This is a genomic window from Nocardioides sp. CPCC 206347 (assembly GCF_048654605.1).
Lineage (GTDB): Bacteria > Actinomycetota > Actinomycetes > Propionibacteriales > Nocardioidaceae > Nocardioides.
Window position 1 is genome coordinate 100938 of record NZ_JBMCYZ010000005.1, and the last position, 20534, is coordinate 121471.

Genomic DNA, 20534 nt, shown 5'->3' on the forward strand with positions numbered 1-20534 from the left:
GGGGCTCGCGCCCCTGCACGACGCCGTTCAGACCCGCCCGATCGTCTTCTTGTCGAGGTCGAACCACGTGTCGGCGAAGCCGGGCTGCTCGACCAGGTCCGTGCTCGGGCTGGCGCCCGGGTCCGGACGTCCCTCGCGGTCCACTCCGAGCAGGCCCGAGGTCAGCGGCTCACGCGGTGCTTCGCCGAGGCGTCCCGGGAAGTGGCAGGCCACCTTGTGCTTCTGGCCGATCTGGAGGAGCGGCGGCTCGTGCCGGGCGCAGATCTCCTGGGCGATCGGGCAACGGGTACGGAAGCGGCAACCCGACGGAGGATCGATCGGGCTGGGGACGTCACCCTCGAGCCGGATCCGCTCGCGTCGGCCACCGGTGGCGGCCTGGCGGACGTCCGGCACCGCGGAGAGCAGCGCCTGCGTGTACGGGTGGTGGGCGTTGTTGTAGATCGACTCGCGGTCACCGATCTCGACGATCTTGCCGAGGTACATCACCGCGACCTCGGGGCAGAAGTGCCGGACCACGGCGAGGTCGTGCGCGATGAAGAGGAACGCGACGCCGAACTCTCGCTGGATGTCCTGGAGCAGGTTCACGACCTGCGCCTGGATCGACACGTCGAGCGCCGACACCGGCTCGTCGGCGACGAGCAGCTTGGGCTGGAGCGTCAGGGAGCGCGCGATGCCGATGCGCTGGCGCTGACCGCCCGAGAACTCGTGCGGGTAGCGGTTGTAGTGCTCGGGGTTGAGGCCCACGATCTCGAGCAGTTCCTGGACCCGGGGAAGGATCTGCTTCTTCGGCAGGATCTTGTGGATCGCCAGGGGCGCACCGATGATCGAGCCGACCGTGTGCCGCGGGTTCAGCGACGTGTACGGGTCCTGGAAGATCATCTGGATGTCGCGACGCAGCGGCTTCAGCTGGCGAGCCTTGGCGTGCGCGATGTCCTCGCCCTCGAAGCGGATCGCCCCGGAGGTCGGCGTGTAGAGGCGGGTGATCAACCGACCTGTCGTGGACTTCCCGCAGCCGGACTCACCCACCAGGCCGAGCGATCCGCCCTCCACCACCTGGAACGAGACGCCGTCGACGGCCTGCACGTGGCCGACGGTGCGCCGCAGCAGTCCGGGCGACTTGACCGGGAAGTACATCCGCAGGTTGTCGACCTCGAGGATCGGCGCAGCTCCCACGGGCGCCACGGCCGCCGGGTGCCCCGCGGCGGTCAACACGTCGGCCACAGCGGCCGGCTCATGGTCGTCCAGCGCGCCGGGCGTGTATTCGTCGTAGCTCATCGGGCACCTTCTGCATTGTCCGCTGCGTTGTCCGCTGCGTTGTCCGCTGCACTGTCAGCAAGGATGTCGTCCACCAGGTCCGGTGCGATCTCGGGGAGCACCTCGGTCTCGTAGATGCTGTCCGGGTCGCTCAGGTGGCACCGCTTGAGGTGCGCACCGCCACGGGTTCCGGCGACCAGCGGCGGCAGCTCCGTACGGCACAGGTCGCCGGGCACCTTGTCGCGGTGCAGGCAGCGCGGGTGGAAGGCGCAGCCGGTCGGCGGGTTGAGCAGGCTGGGCGGACTGCCGGGGATCGGAACCAGTCGCGCGTCGGTGTCACCCGTCACGTCGGGCACGCTGGAGAGCAGTCCCCACGTGTACGGCATCTCCGGGTGCGTGAGGATCTCCTTGCAGGGACCGTGCTCGACCGCGCGCCCGGCGTACATGACCAGGACGTCGTCGGCCATCTCGGCCACCACGCCCAGGTCGTGGGTGATAATCATGACCGCGGAGTTGAACTCCCGCTGGAGGTCCTGGAGCAGGTCGAGGATCTGCGCCTGCACCGTCACGTCGAGCGCGGTGGTCGGCTCGTCGGCGATCAGCAGGCCGGGGTCGTTGATCAGGCCCATCGCGATCATCGCGCGTTGGCGCATGCCGCCCGAGAACTGGTGCGGGTAGTCACTGATCCGCTTGTCCGGGTTGGAGATGCCGACCCGGTCGAGCATCTCGATGGCACGGGTCCGCGCCTCCTTCTTCGTGACCTGGTTGTGGACGCGGTACGCCTCGATCAGCTGGTTGCCGACCGTGTAGTACGGGTGCATCGCGGACAACGGGTCCTGGAAGATCATCGACACGTCGCGGCCACGCATCTTGCGCATGTCCTCGTTGCTCAGCTCCAGCAGGTCGACACCGTCGAGCAGGATGTGCCCGCTCACGATGGCGCTGCTCCCCCGGTGCAAGCCGAGGATCGTCGAACTGGAGACCGACTTGCCGGATCCCGATTCACCGACGATGCCGAGAGTTTTTCCCCGCTCGAGGTCGAAGGAAAGGCCGTCGGTCGCCTTGACGATGCCGTCTGCTGTCGGGAAGTGGACCTTGAGGTCCTGGACCGAGAGGTACGGCGTGGGCGCGGTGCTCAATGGAGGCGTCTCCTAGCCGACCCGCACCCGCGGGTCGATGAATGCATAGAGGATGTCGACGATGATGTTGGCCGTGATCACGAAGGCACCGGCGATCAGCACGATCCCGATCAGGACGGGCAGGTCGTAGTTGGTGTTCGCCGAGACTGCGAGCTTGCCGAGACCGTTGAAGTTGAAGATCGACTCGGTGATGATCGCGCCGCCCAGGACGCTGGCGAAGTCGAGACCGGCCATCGTGACCAGTGGGGTCAACGCGGCCCGGAGCGCGTGCTTGAACAGGACCTTCCGCGTGGCGAGCCCCTTGGCCCGCGCGGTGCGGACGTAGTCCTCCGCCTGCGACTCGAGGACGAACGCGCGCGTCATCCGGACGTAGCCGGCCATGTAGAGCATGGCCAGGGTCACCGCCGGGAGCAGCAGGTTCGAAGCCCAGGCGCCGACGCCGCCCTCAGCGATCGAGGTGTACGACGGCAGCGGATAGAGGTCCCACTTGATGGAGATGTACGTCAACAGGAACGTGCCGATGAAGAACGACGGGAACGCATAGAGGAACAGGGAGGTGCCGACGATGCCGCGATCGAGGAACGATCCCTTGGTCACGGCCGCCAGGACCCCGATCAGGACGCCGAAGAAGATCCAGAGGATCACCGCCGCGAGCGCGATCGAGAAGGTGACGGGCATGGCCTCGCCGACCATCTCGTTGACGGTCTTGATGCTGTAGGTCGAGTAGCCGAAGCAGGGTGCGTCGCAGTCGACGACGTTCTCGGGAGCTGCCTTGCGGAGCTCGGGGTCAGCGGGGAACTGTCGACCGACCGCGACCCCCTTCACGAAGGAGCCCCACTGCTCGATCGTCGACTTGTCGTAACCGAGGGCCTTGCGGGCCTGCTCGCGCTGGACGGGCGAGCAGTTCTTGCCGCACGCGAACTGGGCCGGGTCGACGGGCGAGGCGAAGAACAGGGTGAACGTCACCAGGCTCATCGCCAGGAGCATCGCAACGCCGACGAAGACTCGGCGGATGACGTAGGCCAGCATGCGGGAATCACCTCAGGGGTCGATGGCGATGGAACGGTGAGGGCCCCGAGGGATGTCTGGGCCACTCCGGCGGCCGGATGGACACGGACTGAGTCAGTCCGGGTCCACCCGGCAGCGCGGTGGTGTGGGTGTACTCAGGAACGAGCACCCGGTGGTGGGTGAGGAGCCACCTGGACCCCTCACCCACCGGGTTGAATCACTTGACGCTGATCAGCCCCAGGTCCGCGAACCCGTTGGAGGCCGGGGTGGTGGCGAAGTTGACCTTCGACCCGTGCACCCAGTTGAACAGCGCGATCTCGAGCGGGACGTACGCGTAGTCCTTACCGAGGACGGCGTCAGCCTTCTGGAGCGCTTCCGTCTGCTCCTCGAGGGTGCCGGCAGCCTGCGCCTCGTCAACGAGCGCGTTGAACTCGTCGCTCTTGTAGTTGCCGTAGTCCTGGTTGTTGGACGACGGCGTGAGGTTGATCCGGCTGTCGAACAGCGGCGCGGTGACCGTCAGTGCCGACGGCCAGTCCGCACCCCAACCGGCCCACGTGACGTCCGAGTCAGCGTTGGGGTCCTGGATGGTCGGGTAGTAGGCGTCGGTCAGCGGGTTGAGCGTCACGTCGAAGCCCGACTTGTCCCACGTCTCCTTCAGCGCAGCAGCCTGCTTGTCAGCAGTCTCCGACGCACCGTCGTACGTGAACTTGAGCTTGTACGGCAGCTTGACGCCGGCGTCCTCAAGGATCTTCTTGGCGGCGTCGGGGTCACCGGCGCCCAGGTCCTTGAACTGCTCGACCGGCTGGTAGCCCGGGACGACCGGGTTCACGATCGAGTCGGCCTTCTTGTAGAACTTCTCGCCACCACCGGCGGTGATCCATGCCTCGACGTTCGTGGCGGTTGCGAGCGCCTCACGGACCTCCAGCGAGAGCCGCTTGGTGTTCGGCACCAGGTAGTCGACGTACGGGGACTCGACGTTCTGGTACCGGTCCTTGAGGGTGACAGCCTTGGCGATGAACTGCGGCAGGACACGCGTACCGGTGACGGCAGCCTGGACCTCTGCGCTGTCCTCGATCAGCAACTGGTTGATGACCTCCGGCGTCTTGCCGATGTCGAAGATGATCTTGTCCGGGTTGGCCTGACGGTTCTCCGGGGAGTCCGTCGAAGCGTCGTACTCCGGGTTGCGAACGAGCGTGCCGCCCTTGTTCTCGTCCCACTTGCCCTCGAGCATGTACGGGCCGTTCGAGAAGATCTCGAAGTTGGAGCCCTCACCCTTGTCGAGGTCCGCGCGGTACGGGTCGAGCATGTGCAACGCCGCGATGGCGAGCGGGAAGTCCGGCCACGCCTTCTTGAAGTTGTACGTGATGGTCTTGCCATCGCAGGTGACGGCCTTGTCGAAGTCCGCCTGGCCCTTGTCGGTGTAGGGGCCCTTGTAGACCGGAGCGCCGTCGGCATCCGTGGGGATGTCGAGGTAGCTCAGGAGGTAGTTCGGGCCACCGGTGATGACGTCGTTGGCGAAGGCACGCGAGGCTCCGTACTTGAAGTCCTCACACGTGATGTCCTTGCCGTCCTGCCAGGTGACGCCGTCCTTGACGGTGAACTTCCACACCTTGCCGTCATCGCTGGACGTACCCGTGTCGGTCGCGAGGTCGGCGACCGGCGTGTTGGCGGTCTCGATGTCGGTCGCGGTCGGGAACGTGACGAGCTGGCGGTAGACGGTGCGACTGAGGTTGCTGATGTCACGGCCGACGTAGACCCGGTGGGGGTCGGTGTGACCCATCGGGCTGGCGAGCAGGTAGGTCAGCGTCCCGCCCTTCGTGGCTTTAGTCGGGTTGGACGAGTCGTCATCGTCGCTGCTTCCACCGCCACAGGCGGCGAGAGAGACCACCAAGGCAGCCGTAGCGGACGCCGCGAGCAGCCGCTTTCGAGTGTTGGCCATGAATTCTCCTTCAGTGTGTACGCGCCTGGCGGCGGCACATTCGGCGGCGACCTGCCGTCGAAGATCTTGGGTTAGCGGTTGGACTTCGGGTCGAGCGCGTCGCGCATGCCGTCGCCCATCAGGTTGAAGCACACGACGATCAGTGCGATCACGAAAGCGGGAGAGAAGAAGTAGACGAAGTCGAACTCTGCGTAGGTGAGCGAGTCGCGCAGCACGTTGCCCAGGGTCGGCGTCGGCGGCTTGATGCTGACGCCGAGATAGCTCAGTGCGGCCTCGGCGGAGATGTAGGCCGGCAGCAGCAGCGTGAACGACACCAGCAGCGGCGCCCAGAGGTTCGGCAGGATCTCCTTGAAGTACATCCGGTACCGCGAGGCGCCGAACAAGGTCGCCGCGTGCACGAACTCGCGCTCCCGGATCGACAGCACCTGTCCCCGGATGAGCCGGGCGATCGGCGGCCAGCCGAAGAGGGCCAGGAAGACGATGCAGTACGTCGCCCAGGCGACATCGCCCTCAGGCACGTGGAAGTTCTTCGTGAGCAGTGCGTACATCGGCGCCGACAGGGCCAGCAGCATCAGCGTCGAGGGGAACGAGAGGGTCAGGTCGATCAGCCGGCCGATGATGCCGTCGGTCAGGCCGCCCGTGAATCCAGCGATGATGCCGAGGACCGTTCCGATGGCCATCGCGAGCAGGCTCGCGATGATCGCGATCGTCAGCGACAGCGTCGTACCGAGCCAGACCCGCGACATCACGTCGCGGCCGGTGCCCGGCTCGACGCCCAGCGGGTGCTTCCAGCTGATGCCGCCGAGCGAACCCTCCGGAAGGGTGAACTCGTTGAGCAGGTCCTGGTGGTAGCTGGTCGGGTCGAGCAGACCGAACTTCACCAGGAACGGCGCCAGGATCCCGCCGATGATGTAGAGCGCCACGATGATGAACGACACCATCGAGAGCTTGTCCTTGCGGAACCGCTCGATCGCGAGTCGTGTCGGTGACTTGCCCTCGACCTTGCCACGATCCATCTCGTCGGGATGACCGGTGGGGTCGGGCAGACTCTCGCTCTCGAGGTTGCTCACCGTGGTGGTCATGTCACCTCTACGTCCGTTGCTCGCCGCCAACGGGACGTCTGTGAGCCGTCCCGTTCAGTGCCGTCCGATGTCGGCACCGCGAGCGACATTAGGTGCTCACGTTGCGCCAAAGCGATAGCGACGCGGTAACGGTTTGGTCTCGACCTACCGGAAAATCCTTCCGGCCCGAACGGTCAGGACTTGGTTTCGTCCTCCGGAGGGGCGTCCACACCGGCTTCCTTGCGCTGCTCGGGCGTGATCGGCGCAGGAGCAGCCGTCAACGGGTCATAGCCGCCACCGGACTTCGGGAACGCGATCACCTCGCGAATCGAGTCCACCTTGGCCAGCATGGCGACGATCCGGTCCATGCCGACAGCGATGCCGCCGTGCGGCGGCGCGCCGAACTTGAACGCGTCGAGCAGGAACCCGAACTTCTCCTGGGCGTCCTCCTCGCTGATGCCCATGACCGAGAAGACGCGCTTCTGGACGTCCTCGCGGTGGATCCGGATCGAGCCACCACCGAGCTCGCTGCCGTTGCAGACGATGTCGTAGGCGTACGCCAGCGCGCTGCCGGGGTCGGTGTCGAAGGTGTCGGCGAACTCGGGCTTCGGCCCGGTGAACGCGTGGTGCACGGCCGTCCAGGCACCGGCGCCGACGGCGACGTCGCCCGAGGCGACAGCGTCGGAGGCCGGCTCGAACATCGGGGCGTCGACCACCCACGTGAACGCGAAGGCGTCCTCGTCGATGAGGTCGCAGCGGCGGCCGATCTCCAGGCGGGCGGCACCCAGGAGCGCGCGGCTGGACTTCGTGGCACCGGCACCGAAGAAGATGCAGTCCCCCGGCTCGGCACCGACGTGGGCGGCGAGCCCGGCCTGCTCCGCCTCGGAGAGGTTCTTGGCCACCGGACCGCCGAGCGAGCCGTCCTCGGTGACGAGCACGTAGGCCAGTCCCTTGGCGCCGCGCTGCTTGGCCCACTCCTGCCACGCGTCGAGCTTCTTGCGGGGCTGGCTGGCGCCACCGGGCATGACCACGGCGCCGACGTACTCGGCCTGGAACACGCGGAAGGTCGTGTCCTTGAAGTAGTCCGTGCAGTCCACGAGCTCGTTGCCCATGCGGAGGTCCGGCTTGTCGGAGCCGAACCGCGCCATCGCGTCGGCGTACGTCATCCGCGGGATGGGTCGCGGGATGTCGTAGCCGATCTGGTCCCACATCGCGGCGAGCACGTCCTCCATGAGGGCGATGACGTCCTCCTGGTCGGCGAAGCTCAGCTCGATGTCGAGCTGGGTGAACTCCGGCTGGCGGTCGGCACGGAAGTCCTCGTCGCGGTAGCAGCGCGCGATCTGGTAGTACCGCTCCAGGCCACCGACCATCAGCAGCTGCTTGAACAGCTGCGGGCTCTGCGGCAGGGCGTACCAGCTGCCCGGCGCGAGACGCGCGGGCACCAGGAAGTCACGCGCGCCCTCGGGCGTCGAGCGGGTCAGGGTGGGCGTCTCCACCTCGACGAAGCCGTGCTGGTCCAGCACGTCGCGGGCGGCCTTGTTGACCTTGCTGCGCAGCCGCAGGGCGTGGGCGGGTCCGCTGCGGCGCAGGTCGAGGTAGCGGTGCTTGAGGCGCACCTCCTCGCCGACGTCGACGTGGTCGCTGATCGGGAAGGGCAGCGGCGCGGCCGGGTTCAGGACCTCGACCTCGGTCGCCACGACCTCGATGGCGCCGGTGGGCAGGTTCGGGTTCTCGTTGCCCTCGATCCGCGCGACGACCTCGCCGGTGACCTTGAGGCAGAACTCGGCGCGAAGGCTGTGCGCGACGGCCTCGTCGCGGATGACGACCTGGACGATGCCGCTGGACTCGCGGAGGTCGATGAAGGCCACACCGCCGTGATCGCGCCGGTTGGCCACCCACCCGGCAAGGGTGACGGTCTGGCCGACGTGCTCGGCGCGGAGGGCGCCGGCGTCCTGGGTGCGGATCACGAGAGTTCCTTTTCGGTGGGTGTGTCGGTGCTGGAGTCGGTGGAGATGGCCACGACCTGCGGGCGCAGGTCCTGGCTCGGAGGTTGCCACGTCGCCGGGTCAGCAGCGACCTGGTTTCCGTTGCGGATGTCCTTGACCTCGTGCGCGACGGTGCCGTCCTCGGCGATCGAGGAGAACCAGACGTACGGGATGCCGCGCCGCTCGGCGTGACGGATCTGCTTGCCGAACTTCGCCGCGGTCGGCGCGACCTCGCAGGGAATCCCCTGCGCACGCAGGGCTGTCGCCGTGGCGTCCGCGTCGGCGCGGGCGTCCTCGTTGGTGAGGGCGACCAGCACGACGCTCGGCACCGAACGGTCCGACGTGAGCAGACCGCGCTGGACGAGGGGCACCAGCACCCGGCTGACGCCGAGGGAGATGCCGACGCCGGGGTACGTCGTACGACCATCGGTGGCCAGGGCGTCGTACCGACCTCCCGAGCAGATCGAGCCGAGCGACTCGTAGCCGTCCAGACGGGTCTCGAAGACCGTGCCGGTGTAGTAGTCGAGGCCGCGTGCGATCGACAGGTCCGCCTCGATCCGGACCGTGGCAGTCGTCAGCGGGGCGCACGCGCGGACCAGCGTCGCGAGCTCGTCGAGGCCCTCGTCGAGGAGCTCGTCCTTGACGCCGAGCGCCCGGACCTCGTCGACGAAGGAGTCGTCGGTGGTGCGGATCGTGGCCAGCGCGAGCGCCTTGTCGGCCTGCTCCTCGGTCACCCCAGCTTCGGCGAGCAGCAGCTCGCGGACCTTCGCGGGGTCGAGCTTGTCGAGCTTGTCGACCAGGCGCATCACCTCGTCGATCCCGTCAGCGGTGATGCCGAGGCCGGCGTAGAAGCCCTGGATCAGCTTGCGGTTGTTGACCTGCAGCCGGAAGCCCGGGAGAAAGCCCAGTCGCGAGAGGGCCTCGAGCATCACCCTTGCGACCTCCACGTCGTGGTGGAAGGGCAGGCCGTCGCGGCCGACGATGTCGATGTCGGCCTGCGTGAACTCCCGGAACCGACCCTCCTGGGGACGCTCGCCCCGCCAGACCTTCTGGATCTGGTAGCGGCGGAACGGGAACTCGAGCTTGCCGGCGTTCTCCAGCACGTAACGCGCGAACGGCACGGTGAGGTCGAAGTGCAGGCCAATGCCGGCGTCGCCCGACTCGTCGTGGAGACGCTTGAGGACATAGACCTCCTTGGAGGTGTCCCCCTTGCGCAGCAACTGGTCCAGGGGCTCGACCGCACGGGTCTCGACGTTGGCGAAGCCGTGCAGCTCGAAGGTGCGCGCCAGCGTCGCGACGACCTCCTGCTCGACGTGCCGCTGCGCAGGCAGGAACTCGGGAAACCCGCTGAGCGGGGTCGGCTTTGCCATGGAAACTACAGCCCTCGGGTCACTCGGCCCGCTGAACCCGAGTCGAGCAGATCCAGCAGGAAGGGGTTGGACGCGCGCTCGCGTCCGATGGTCGTCTGCTCACCGTGACCCGGCAGCACGACGATGTCGTCGGGCAGCGGCAGCACCTTGGCGCTCAGCGAGCGCAGCATGGCGGAGTGGTCGCCGCCGGGTAGGTCTGTGCGACCGATCGAGCCCTGGAACAGCAGGTCTCCGGAGAACATCAGCTCCGAGATGTCCTGGTCGCCGTACGGCGTCCGGAACGTCACCGAACCGGGCGTGTGCCCCGGCGTGTGGTCGACGACGACCTCAAGGCCCGCGAGCTCGAGGGCCGCGCCGTCGGCGAGCTCCTCGACCCGGTCAGGCTCGGTGAACTCGTACTTGCCGCCCAGCATCATCGCCGCGGTCTCCCGGGACATGCCCGCCATGGGGTTGGCCAGCAGGTGCCGGTCGTCGGGGTGGATCCAGGCCGTCGCGTCGTACGCACCGGCGACCGGCGTGACCGACCACATGTGGTCGATGTGTCCGTGGGTCAGCAGCACCGCCACCGGCTTGAGGTTGTGCTCACGGACCACGTCCGCGACACCGCTCGCGGCGTCCTTGCCGGGGTCGATCACGATGCACTCGGAACCCGCTCCGGTGGCCGCGACATAGCAATTGGTGCCCCACGGTCCAGCGGGGAAGGCAGCGATGAGCACCGACCCAGCCTATCGGCCTGAGGGTTCGGCACTAGCATGGCCCACTGTGACTACCTCCGACTGGGGCCGCGTCGCTGACGACGGCACCGTCTATGTGAAGACATCCGATGGCGAACGTGCGGTCGGGCAGGTCCCCGACGTGCCTCCCGAGGAAGCCCTGGCCTTCTACACGAAGCGCTACGACGCGATCGCGCTCGAAGTGGAGCTGCTCCACAAGAGGGTGGTCTCGGGGGTCCTGTCCCCCGAGGAGGCCGTCTCCTCCGTGAAGCTCGTGCGCGACCAGCTCGCCGACATCCATGCGGTGGGCGACCTGGCCGTCCTCGGGCGCAAGCTCGACGAACTCGGCCCGGTCATCGCCATCCAGCGCGAGGCGCGCAAGGCCGTCAAGGCGCAGAAGGCCGCCGAGGCCCGCGAGCAGAAGGAGAAGCTCGCCCTCGAGGCCGAGAAGATCGCGAGCGGCCGCGACTGGCGCAACGGCGCCAACCGGCTGCGCGAGCTGCTCGACCAGTGGAAGCAGCTCCCGCGCATCGACAAGGCTGCCGACGACGCACTCTGGAAGCGCTTCTCGACCGCCCGGTCGGCGTACACGAAGGCCCGCAAGGGGCACTTCGCCGAGCAGGACGAGAAGCGCGAAGGCGCACGCATCGTCAAGGAGCGCCTGGTCGCGGAGGCCGAGGCCCTGGCGGATTCCACCGACTGGGGTCCGACGTCGGGCAAGTACCGCGACCTGATGCGCGACTGGAAGGCTGCCGGCCCGGCGCCCAAGAACGTCGACGACAAGCTCTGGCAGCGCTTCCGGGGCGCGCAGGATGCGTTCTTCGGTGCCCGCGACGCCGCGAACGCCGCCCTCGACACCGAGTTCGCCGCCAATGCCGAGGTCAAGGAAGGCTTGATCGTCGAGGCTGAGGCCGTCCTCGGGCCCCTCGCCGAGACCGGCGACGTCGTGGCCGCCAAGGCCGCCTTCCGCCTCGTCGCCGATCGCTGGGACGAGGCCGGCAAGGTGCCGCGCGACCGGATCAAGGACCTCGAAGGACGGATGCGCGCCGTCGAGCAGACCATCCGCAAGGCCGAGGACGACCAGTGGCGCAAGTCCGACCCCGAGAAGTCGGCCCGCGCCGACGACATGGTGTCCAAGCTCGAAGCCGCCATCGCCGAAGCCGAAGCCAAGCTCGAAGCGGCCCGCGCCAAGGGTGACGCCAAGAAGATCCGCGACCTCGAAGAGAACCTCGAAGGGCGCCGGTCGTTCCTGGACATGGCGAAGAAGGCCTCGGCCGACTACCGCTGATGGGGCGCTGCAGGAATACCCGCTGAGGCGGGTATTCCTGCACTCCTTGGCCGTTGCAACGGTCGGCAAGCGCAAGAAACAGTCAGGGAGTCCGGTGCCCGGCACATCATGAGGCCGTACGACGCGCACGGGCCGTCGACACTGACGCGATGAGCCGCCGAACACGGGCCTCCAGCACCTGGGGGTCAGCGAGGTCGGCCCAGGTGATGCGCAGGCAGCGCCATCCAGTGAGCTCGGCGATCTTTTCTTCGCGGCGCTTCTCCCTCAGGACAGCGTCAGCAGGCGTCTCCCCCGGGCGCAGGTACTGCTCGTACTTCACCCGACCGTCGAACTCGATCCAGATCCCGTGATCCGGAAGCGCGAAGTCGAGGCGTGCGACGAGTACCGAGCCGTCGTACACCTCGAACTGCGGAATCGGCTTGGGCAAACTCCGTGCGAAGAAGAAGTACGACGTGCGGGACTCGCCGACTGACTCGATCCGGGGATCTGCCAGACGAAGCACAGTGTCGGTCGTGAGCGAGTATGGCCAGTGGTCCATCGACGCCTCGTAGCGGGCCACCAGGTCGGATGCCTTGAACTCGCCTCGATGCAGGAAGTGGTTGGCAACCACCAGCCCCGCCTCTGCACAGCCCAGGATCGTCGCCTCCAGCGTTGCGCGTACAGCCGACATGACGAGTAGCCCGTGCGTCTCGACCACATCCTGCGGGAGGAGCTTGCCGCAGTGTCTCTGGATGCCCGCTTCCCTTCGACCTGCGAATCCGTCCTCGCGGGTCACGTGCACCTCGCTCAGGTCGAACCCCCAGACGGGACCGTCGTGAAAGGGAACGGCAGACACGTGGCTGAGGATCACGCCAGTCCTCGCCTGCAGGTACACCGCTCGGCACCTCACTGCATAACGCTGTTCGTCTGTCATCGCTCGCCAAAGCTCGCCAACAACGTAGGCGCCGCGACGCGGCCGGTCCAGAACACCAGCTCGGACCTGTCGCGCCAGGGATCGGTCAGACTGGCCGCCGCGGGCGATCAGGTCACGGCGTAGACCGATGGGAAGGAGTCGCGGGTCATCCGGCGGAAGGATCATGCGATGCACGGTTCCCGGGTCCGGCCCGAATCAGGCGTCCACCTTTGAGCCTGTGGACAACGCCCGCAGCGTCACACTTCCTGACCTTTGCTGGCACTCCTTGACCGTTGCAACAGGCAGGAAGCGCAGGAATCCCCGCTGAAGCGGGTACTCCTGCAGCGCGACCTACTGAGTGACGCGGTACGCGTCGAACACACCGGGGACGGTACGCACGTTGTTCAGGACCGTGTCGAGGTGCTTGGCGTCGGCCATCTCGAACGTGAAGCGGGACTTGGCGACCCGGTCGCGGGAGGTGGTGAGGTTGGCGGACAGGATGTTCACGTGGGCGTCCGAGAGCGCCATGGTGATGTCGGACAGCAGGCGCGAGCGGTCGAGCGCTTCGACCTGGATGTTGACCAGGAAGGTCGACTGGCCGGTCGGGGCCCACTCGACGTCGACGACCTTCTCGGGCTGGCCGAGGAGGTCGCTGGCGTTGGTGCAGTCCTTGCGGTGCACCGAGACTCCCCCGCCCTTGGTGACGAAGCCGAGGATCGAGTCGGGCGGCACCGGGGTGCAGCACTTCGCCAGCTTCACCCAGACGTCGGGCGCTCCGGTGACCATGACGCCGGCGTCGCCGCTGGCCGGACGGCGCGAGCGGCTGCGGCCGGTGATCGTGACGGCCTCGGCGAGGTCCTCCTGGGCGCCCTCGTCGCCGCCGTGCAGCTCGATGACGCGGCGGACGACTGCCTGGGCGCTGAGGTTGCTCTCCCCCACCGCGGCGTAGAGCGCTGTCACGTCGGCGAGGCGGAAGGCATCGGCGACCAGCGACAGCGAGTCGTGCGTCAGCAGGCGCTTGAGGGGCAGGCCCTCCTTGCGCATCAGCTTGCCGATCTCGTCCTTGCCGCGCTCGATCGCCTCTTCGCGGCGCTCCTTCGTGAACCACTGGCGGATCTTGGAGCGGGCGCGCGGCGAGCGTACGAAGTTCAGCCAGTCGCGCGACGGTCCGGCACCTTCGGCCTTGGACGTGAAGACCTCGATCACGTCGCCGTTCTCGAGCGTCGACTCGAGCGGCACCAGGCGGCCGTTGACCCGCGCGCCGATGGTGCGGTGGCCGACCTCGGTGTGGACCGCGTACGCGAAGTCGACGGGCGTCGCCCCCGAGGGCAGCGCGATGACGTCACCGCGCGGGGTGAAGACGTACGTCTCGGTCTGGTTGATCTCGAAGCGCAACGACTCCAGGAACTCGCCCGGGTCCTCGACCTCGCTCTGCCAGTCGAGGAGCTGGCGCACCCAGGACATGTCGTCCATGTCGCCGCGCTTGTCGGTGTCGGTGCCGGTGCGGCCGTCTTCCTTGTACTTCCAGTGGGCCGCGACGCCGTACTCGGCGCGACGGTGCTGGGCGAACGTGCGGATCTGCATCTCGACGGGCTTTCCCGCGGGACCGATGACCGTCGTGTGCAGCGACTGGTACATGTTGAACTTCGGCATCGCGACGTAGTCCTTGAACCGCCCGAGCACGGGGTTCCACCGCGAGTGCAGGACGCCCAGGACGCCGTAGCAGTCGCGGTCCTCCTCGACGAGGATGCGGATGCCGACCAGGTCGTAGATGTCGGAGAAGTCGCGGCCGCCGACGATCATCTTCTGGTAGATCGAGTAGTAGTGCTTCGGTCGCCCGGTGACGGTCGCCTTGATCTTCGCCTCGCGCAAGTCCTTCTCGACCTGGGTGATCACCTCGGCGAGGAACGAGTCGCGCGACGGTGCGCGTTCGGCGACCAGGCGCACGATCTCGTCGTAGATCTTGGGGTGGAGCGTCGCGAAGGCGAGGTCCTCCAGCTCCCACTTGATGGTGTTCATGCCGAGCCGGTGGGCCAGCGGCGCGTAGATGTCGAGCGTTTCGCGGGCCGTGCGCTCCTGGCTCTTCTGCGGCACGAAACGCAGCGTGCGCATGTTGTGCAGGCGGTCCGCCAGCTTGATGACCAGCACCCGGATGTCGCGCGACATCGCGACGATCATCTTGCGGATGGTCTCGGCCTGGGCGCTGTCGCCGTAGACGACCTTGTCGAGCTTCGTGACCCCGTCGACGAGGACCGCCACCTCGTCGCCGAAGTCGCGACGACACTCCTCCAGCGTGTACGGCGTGTCCTCGACAGTGTCGTGCAGCAACGCAGCGACGAGCGTCGGCTCCGTCATGCCGATCCCGGCGAGGATCGTCGTGACGGCCAGCGGGTGGGTGATGTACGGGTCCCCGCTCTTGCGCTTCTGCTCCGCGTGCAGGCGCTCGGCAGTGACGTAGGCACGTTCGAGCAGCGCCAGGTCGGCCTTGGGGTGATTGGTCCGCACCGCGCGGAACAGCGGCTCCAGGACGGGGTTGGAACCCTGGTTGCGGCTTCCCATGCGGGCCAGCCGCGCCCGCATGCTGCGTGCAGTGGCGGCCGGTTCGACGACGACCGAAGCAGGCGCGGCCGGGTCGACGGGCGCAGCGTCGTCACGCGGTTCAACGCGTGCGGGTGTGCGCTCCTCGGTCATTCGTCCAGTGTATGGGTCTCAGACGGCCAGCAGTGCCGTCACGGGGACGCTCCCGAGCTGCGCCCGGCCAGCCAGGAAACCCAGTTCCATCAGCACGGCCAGGCCGACGGCCTGCGCCCCGCACGCGGACACGAGCTCGCACGTCGCGCGTGCGGTCCCGCCGGTGGCCAGGACGTCGTCGATGAGCAGCACCCGGTCACCCGGTGCCAGGGCGTCCTGGTGCAGCTGGAGTACGGCGGCGCCGTACTCCAGCTCGTAGGAGACCTCGTGCGTGGCAGCCGGCAGCTTGCCCGGCTTGCGTACGGGCACGAAGCCGACGCCGAGTGCCAGCGCCACAGGGGCGGCGAGGATGAATCCCCGAGCCTCCATGCCGACGACCTTGTCGACGACCGGCCGGCCATCGGCGCCACGGCCAGCCGCAGCCAGGCCGGCGACGACAGCGGCAAAGCCCTCGGGGTCGGCCAGCAGCGGCGTGATGTCCTTGAACAGGATCCCCGGTTCGGGGAAGTCCGGGACGTCGCGCACCAGCCGGGTCAATGCCTCCGCTGCGCGCGCGCCCGCGTCCTCCCCCACCGGGGCCCTACTTCTTGCCGCGCTTGGAGCGCGACTGGCGGACCGGCTGCTTGCGTCCGGCGCTGCCGCTCTCGGAGACCGGACGCGTCGGGGTGGGGACGGTGCGTCCCTTGCCGACGGCACCCTGGACCTGCTGGCGGGACGCTCGCGGCGTCTCCTCCGGCTGCTCGTCCTCGCGGAGCTCGTCGGGCTCCTCGAGCCCCTCGGCGTTGCTGACCGCGCGGCCAGCGACGACTGCCGTGTCCTCCTTGAAGACGGGCACGGCGGCGTACTTGTCGGCCAGGGCACGCTGCTTGGCCTTCGCGCGACGGGCCTGCAGCTGGACCTCGGTCTCCTGCATCTTCAGGTGCACCAGCACGCGGGGCGCGAGCATCACCGAGGAGTAGACACCGATCGCCATGCCGACGAACTGGGCCAGCGCCAGGTCCTGGAGCGAGCTCGCACCCAGCTGGACCGCACTGACGTAAAGGATCGCGCCGATCGGGATGAGCGCCACGATCGAGGTGTTGATCGAGCGCACCAGGGTCTGGTTGACCGCGAGGTTCGCCGCGTCGGAGTACGACTGCGTCTTCTTGCGGAGCTGGTGGGTGTTCTCCTTGATCTTGTCGAACACCACGACCGTGTCGTAGAGCGAGAAGCCGAGGATCGCGAGCACACCGGTGACCGCCGCGGGCGTCACCTGGAAGCCGGACAGCGCGTAGACGCCGACCGTCAGAACCACGTCGTGGACCAGCGCGAGGAAGGCCGCGACGGACATCCGCCACTCACGGAAGTACGCCCAGATGAACAGCACCACGAGGACCAGGAAGATCACGACGCCGATCGCAGCGCGCTTGGCGACCTCCTTGCCCCAGCTGGGACCGATGTCCTGGATGGAGAGGTCACCCTCGGTGACGGTGGGGTACTTGTCGTGGATGAGCTCCGAGATCTCGGTGCGCTGCTGCTCGCTGAGGTTCTCGACCTGGACGGTCAGTGCCGAGTTGCCCTCGGTGGTGACGGTCGGGTTCTCGGCGTTCTCGATACCGGAGCCGGCGACCGCCTCCTGCAGCGCGTCGGCCGCGTCCTGAGTCGCGTTGCCGGATCCCACGGGGACCGACAGCGTCGTACCGCCGGTGAACTCGACACCCATGTTGAGGGGCTTGAGGAACAGCACGGCCACGGCGACGCCCACCAGGACGATCGAGACGCCGTACCAGAGCCAGGGCTTGGCGACGAAGTTGAAGGACTTGCGACCCTGGTAGAGGTCGTTGCCCAGTCGGGACATCTTGCCCATCAGGCCTTACCCCCCACGGTCGCAACCTTGCGGTCGGGCGTGACATCCATACCGAGCGTCTCCTTGCTGAGACCCGACAGCTTGTGTCCGGAGTTGAACAACTTGAACTGGGCGAGCCAGGACACCAGCGGCTTGGTGAACCAGAAGAGCACCGCGAGGTCGATCAACGTGGTCAGGCCCAGCGCGAAGCCGAAGCCCTTCACGGCGCCGGTGGCGAAGACGTAGAGCACGAAGGCGGACAGCAGCTGCACCGTGTTGGCCGCGACGCGGGTGACGCGCGCACGCGCCCAACCGGTCTCGACGGCGACCCGCATCGACTTGCCCTCACGCATCTCGTCACGGATGCGTTCGAAGAAGATGACGAACGAGTCCGCGGTGATGCCGACGGCGATGATCAGGCCGGCGATGCCGGGCAGGGTGAGCGTGAAGCCGGCCGTCTCGCTGAGCAGCAGCACCATGGCGTAGGTGACGCCGGCTGCGACGAAGAGCGAGCTCACGACCACCAGGCCGAGGCCGCGGTAGTAGAAGAGGCAGTAGAGCATCACCAGCGCGAGGCCGATGGCCCCGGCGAGCATGCCTGCGTTGAGCTGGTTGCCGGCGAGGGAGGGCCCGATCTCCTCGACCGAGGTCTGCTCGTCGTCGAAGAGGATCGGCAGTGCGCCGAACTTCAGGCTGTTGGCCAGGTCGAGCGCGCTCTGCTCGGTGAAGTTGCCCTCGATCTGCGAGCGGCCGTCGGTGATGACGCTGTTCATGACCGGGTCGGTCAGCACGAGGCCGTCGAGGACGACAGCGAACTGCTCGTCGGTACCGGCGAACGCACGGGAGACAGCTTCGAAGTCGGTCGAAGCACCAGCGGAGCCCTTCGGCAACGCCTTGTCCTTGTCGTTGCCCATCTCGATGGCCACGACCCAGCGGACGGCGCCCTGGGGCGTCTGCGCGCTGGCGTCTTCGAGCTCGGTGCCCTCGACGACCGAGCGGCCGAGGAGGTACTTGATGGACTGGCCGTCCTCCGGCTCCTTGCAGGCGACGAGCGGCTCGTCCCAGACGTCCGGCAGGTCCGCAGGCTTGCCGTCGAGCGTGAGCAGGACACCCTTGGTGTCGCAGGTGTAGTTGTTGTACGCCGCGATCGCATCCGCGTCGGGCGCACGGGACCAGGCGATGTCGTCCTTGACGGTCCACTTCTCACCGTCACCACCCGGGTCGGTCGCGGTAGGAGCGGTCGGAGTCGCGCTCGGGTCGGCAGAGGGGTCCGCGCTGGGGTCCACGGTCGGGTCGGCCGTTCCGGTCGCCGTGTCGGTGGCGGTCGGAGTCGGGGTCGGCTCCTCGTCGGCGCCCAGGGAAAGGGGCGCACGGCCCAGACCGCCGGGGAGGCCGCTGGCCTGCGCACACGGGCCGCTCTGGTTGCGCTCGGAACACGCAACGAGGCGGAACCGGAGCTGTGCCTGCCGCTTGACGGTCTCCTCGAACTGCGCCCGGTCGGTCGTCTTGCCGGGGACCTCGACGACGATGTTCCTGCCGCCCTGGGTGGTCACGGCTGCTTCGGCGACACCGGAGCCGTTGACGCGCTGGTCGATGATCCGGCGAGCCTCTTCGAGGTTCTCGCTGCTCGGTGCCTTCTCGGCGGTCAGCGTGATCCGGGTACCGCCCTGGAGGTCGAGACCCAGGGTGGGCTTCCAGCTCCCGGCAAGGGCGACCAGTCCGTAACAGACGGCCAGGCCGAGGAAGAAGATGATCAGGGTGCGTCCGGGGCGTGGGCGGCGGGCGGCCATGTCAGCGGTCCTCGGTGTCGGTGGGTACGGCGTCGTCGGCCGTCTCGGCCTCGTCGGCGTCATCGGTCTGGTCGGTCTGGTCGGTGTCGTCCACGGTGTCCACCCGCAGTGAGGCAACCGCTCCCCGCACGATGTGGATGACCACGCCGGGCGCGATCTCCACCTCGAGGTGGTCGTCGGCAGCACCGACGATGGTCGCGAAGACACCGGATGTCAGCAGGACGTCGTCACCGACGGACAGCGCTGCGTGGAGCGCACTGACCTCTCGCTGACGTCGCGCGGCAGGACGGATGATCAGCAGCCAGAAGACCACCGCAATCGCGGCAATCCACAGCCAGGGGTAGAGCTCCTTCACCGACAAACCTCTCCAGCACGCGCGGGTAAGCCACCGCTCAGGACGAGTGGAGGCGGGCCGACGGGCAAGTGTAGCCACGGACCCATGGCCACCGAGGATCGGTGGCGCACCCGCGCGCCCTGCGGCCGGGCAGCGACTCGGTCAGTCCTCGAACAGGGTCGGCACTGCGGTGTCCGGCGTCGCCGCCGGTGGGGTCAGGCCCAGGTGGATCCACGCCGCGGGCGTGGCGATCCGGCCGCGCGGCGTGCGGGCCAGGAAGCCGTTGCGCACCAGGAAGGGCTCGGCCACCTCTTCCACCGTCTCCCGCTCCTCGCCGACTGCGACGGCGAGGGTCGAGACGCCGACCGGTCCCCCGCCGAAGCGGCGGCACAAGACGTCCAGGACGCCCCGGTCGAGCCGGTCGAGTCCGAGCGAGTCCACTTCGTACAGGTCGAGCGCGGCCTGGGCGACCTCGTGCGTGACCACGCCGTCGGCGCGGACCTGGGCGAAGTCGCGCACCCGGCGCAGCAGGCGGTTGGCGATCCGGGGTGTGCCGCGCGAGCGGCCGGCGATCTCGGATGAACCCTCCGCCGTCAGCTCGACCCCCAGCAGGCCGGCCGAGCGATGGACGATGAGGTCGAGGTCGTGCGCCTCGTAGAACTCCAGGTGCGCCGTGAAGCCGAACCGGTCACGCAGCGGGCCGGGCAGGAGTCCTGCACGGGTGGTGGCGCCGACCAGCGTGAACGGCGGGATCTCGAGCGGGATCGCCGTGGCGCCCGGCCCCTTGCCGATCACCACGTCGACGCGGAAGTCCTCCATCGCGAGATAGAGCATCTCTTCGGCCGGTCGTGACATCCGGTGGATCTCGTCGACGAAGAGGACGTCGCCCTCGTTGAGGCCCGAGAGGATGGCGGCCAGGTCGCCGGCGTGGGTGATCGCGGGACCGCTGGTGATGCGCAGCGGTGAGTTCATCTCGTGGGCGATGATCATGGCGAGGGTGGTCTTGCCGAGGCCCGGTGGTCCGGACAGGAGCACGTGGTCGGGCGCTCTCCCCCGCTGCCGGGCCGCCTCGAGCACCAGGCCCAGCTGGTCGCGGACCCGCACCTGCCCGACGACCTCGTCGAGGCTGCGGGGACGCAACGCGGCCTCGACGGCCCGTTCGTCGCCCTCTGCCTCGGCAGCGGTCAGCGACCGGAGGTGAACGTCTTCGGCAGCCTCGAGCTCGTCTTCGTGGAAGGGCATCGC

At 68.0% G+C, this 20534-nt stretch carries 16 protein-coding genes; 1 reads left to right on the forward strand and 15 read right to left on the reverse strand.

The genetic code is table 11. The features are described from left to right. Positions 1–27: 27 nt before the first annotated feature. The 8 genes from ACOACQ_RS17385 to ACOACQ_RS17420 all read right to left on the reverse strand — a co-directional run bounded on the left by ACOACQ_RS17385 (position 28) and on the right by ACOACQ_RS17420 (position 10472). On the reverse strand, positions 28–1275 hold the full coding sequence (locus tag ACOACQ_RS17385; protein WP_420288896.1) for an ABC transporter ATP-binding protein: 1248 nt from the start codon (positions 1273–1275) through the stop codon (positions 28–30). After that, positions 1272–2393, reverse strand: coding sequence for an ABC transporter ATP-binding protein (locus ACOACQ_RS17390; RefSeq protein WP_378597918.1), 1122 nt, complete (start codon positions 2391–2393; stop codon positions 1272–1274). The genes ACOACQ_RS17385 and ACOACQ_RS17390 overlap by 4 nt, the downstream gene beginning before the upstream one ends. Positions 2394–2405: 12 nt before the next feature. Next, positions 2406–3422, reverse strand: coding sequence for an ABC transporter permease (locus tag ACOACQ_RS17395; RefSeq protein ID WP_378597916.1), 1017 nt, complete (start codon positions 3420–3422; stop codon positions 2406–2408). Between the two features lie 196 nt (positions 3423–3618). Continuing rightward, positions 3619–5340 (reverse strand): ABC transporter substrate-binding protein, encoded by a 1722-nt coding sequence (locus ACOACQ_RS17400; protein ID WP_420288897.1) that lies wholly within the window; start codon positions 5338–5340, stop codon positions 3619–3621. A gap of 71 nt (positions 5341–5411) precedes the next feature. Beyond that, positions 5412–6422: an ABC transporter permease gene (locus tag ACOACQ_RS17405; RefSeq protein WP_378597912.1), complete on the reverse strand. Its 1011-nt coding sequence runs from the start codon at positions 6420–6422 to the stop codon at positions 5412–5414. A 173-nt stretch (positions 6423–6595) separates the two neighbouring features. Next, positions 6596–8368, reverse strand: a complete 1773-nt coding sequence (gene aspS, locus ACOACQ_RS17410; RefSeq protein WP_378597910.1) for an aspartate--tRNA ligase — start codon at positions 8366–8368, stop codon at positions 6596–6598. Continuing rightward, complete coding sequence (gene hisS / locus ACOACQ_RS17415) at positions 8365–9756, reverse strand: histidine--tRNA ligase (RefSeq protein WP_378597908.1); 1392 nt, start codon at positions 9754–9756, stop codon at positions 8365–8367. The genes aspS and hisS overlap by 4 nt, the downstream gene beginning before the upstream one ends. A gap of 5 nt (positions 9757–9761) precedes the next feature. Continuing rightward, positions 9762–10472 (reverse strand): MBL fold metallo-hydrolase, encoded by a 711-nt coding sequence (locus ACOACQ_RS17420; RefSeq protein WP_378597906.1) that lies wholly within the window; start codon positions 10470–10472, stop codon positions 9762–9764. Positions 10473–10518: 46 nt separating this feature from the next. Here ACOACQ_RS17420 and ACOACQ_RS17425 point away from each other — a divergent pair, with 46 nt between their 5' ends. Further along, positions 10519–11757 (forward strand): DUF349 domain-containing protein, encoded by a 1239-nt coding sequence (locus ACOACQ_RS17425; protein ID WP_378597904.1) that lies wholly within the window; start codon positions 10519–10521, stop codon positions 11755–11757. Positions 11758–11863: 106 nt separating this feature from the next. Here ACOACQ_RS17425 and ACOACQ_RS17430 read toward each other — a convergent pair whose 3' ends face one another. From ACOACQ_RS17430 to ruvB, 7 genes are all read right to left on the reverse strand, one after another. Further along, positions 11864–12835, reverse strand: coding sequence for a hypothetical protein (locus ACOACQ_RS17430; protein ID WP_420288898.1), 972 nt, complete (start codon positions 12833–12835; stop codon positions 11864–11866). 165 nt (positions 12836–13000) lie between these two features. Continuing rightward, the gene (locus tag ACOACQ_RS17435) at positions 13001–15229 is read right to left on the reverse strand and encodes a RelA/SpoT family protein (RefSeq protein WP_378597976.1); all 2229 of its coding nucleotides are present in this window, start codon (positions 15227–15229) and stop codon (positions 13001–13003) included. A 129-nt stretch (positions 15230–15358) separates the two neighbouring features. Beyond that, positions 15359–15913: an adenine phosphoribosyltransferase gene (locus ACOACQ_RS17440; RefSeq protein ID WP_378597900.1), complete on the reverse strand. Its 555-nt coding sequence runs from the start codon at positions 15911–15913 to the stop codon at positions 15359–15361. Between the two features lie 7 nt (positions 15914–15920). Then, complete coding sequence (gene secF, locus ACOACQ_RS17445) at positions 15921–17186, reverse strand: protein translocase subunit SecF (RefSeq protein ID WP_378597898.1); 1266 nt, start codon at positions 17184–17186, stop codon at positions 15921–15923. Beyond that, positions 17186–18955, reverse strand: a complete 1770-nt coding sequence (gene secD / locus ACOACQ_RS17450; protein WP_420288899.1) for a protein translocase subunit SecD — start codon at positions 18953–18955, stop codon at positions 17186–17188. Before secD ends, secF begins: the two co-directional genes overlap by 1 nt. Before the next feature lies 1 nt (position 18956). Continuing rightward, the gene (gene yajC, locus ACOACQ_RS17455) at positions 18957–19310 is read right to left on the reverse strand and encodes a preprotein translocase subunit YajC (protein WP_378597894.1); all 354 of its coding nucleotides are present in this window, start codon (positions 19308–19310) and stop codon (positions 18957–18959) included. A gap of 141 nt (positions 19311–19451) precedes the next feature. After that, positions 19452–20531 (reverse strand): Holliday junction branch migration DNA helicase RuvB, encoded by a 1080-nt coding sequence (ruvB, locus tag ACOACQ_RS17460; RefSeq protein WP_378597892.1) that lies wholly within the window; start codon positions 20529–20531, stop codon positions 19452–19454. Between the last annotated feature and the right edge of the window lie 3 nt (positions 20532–20534).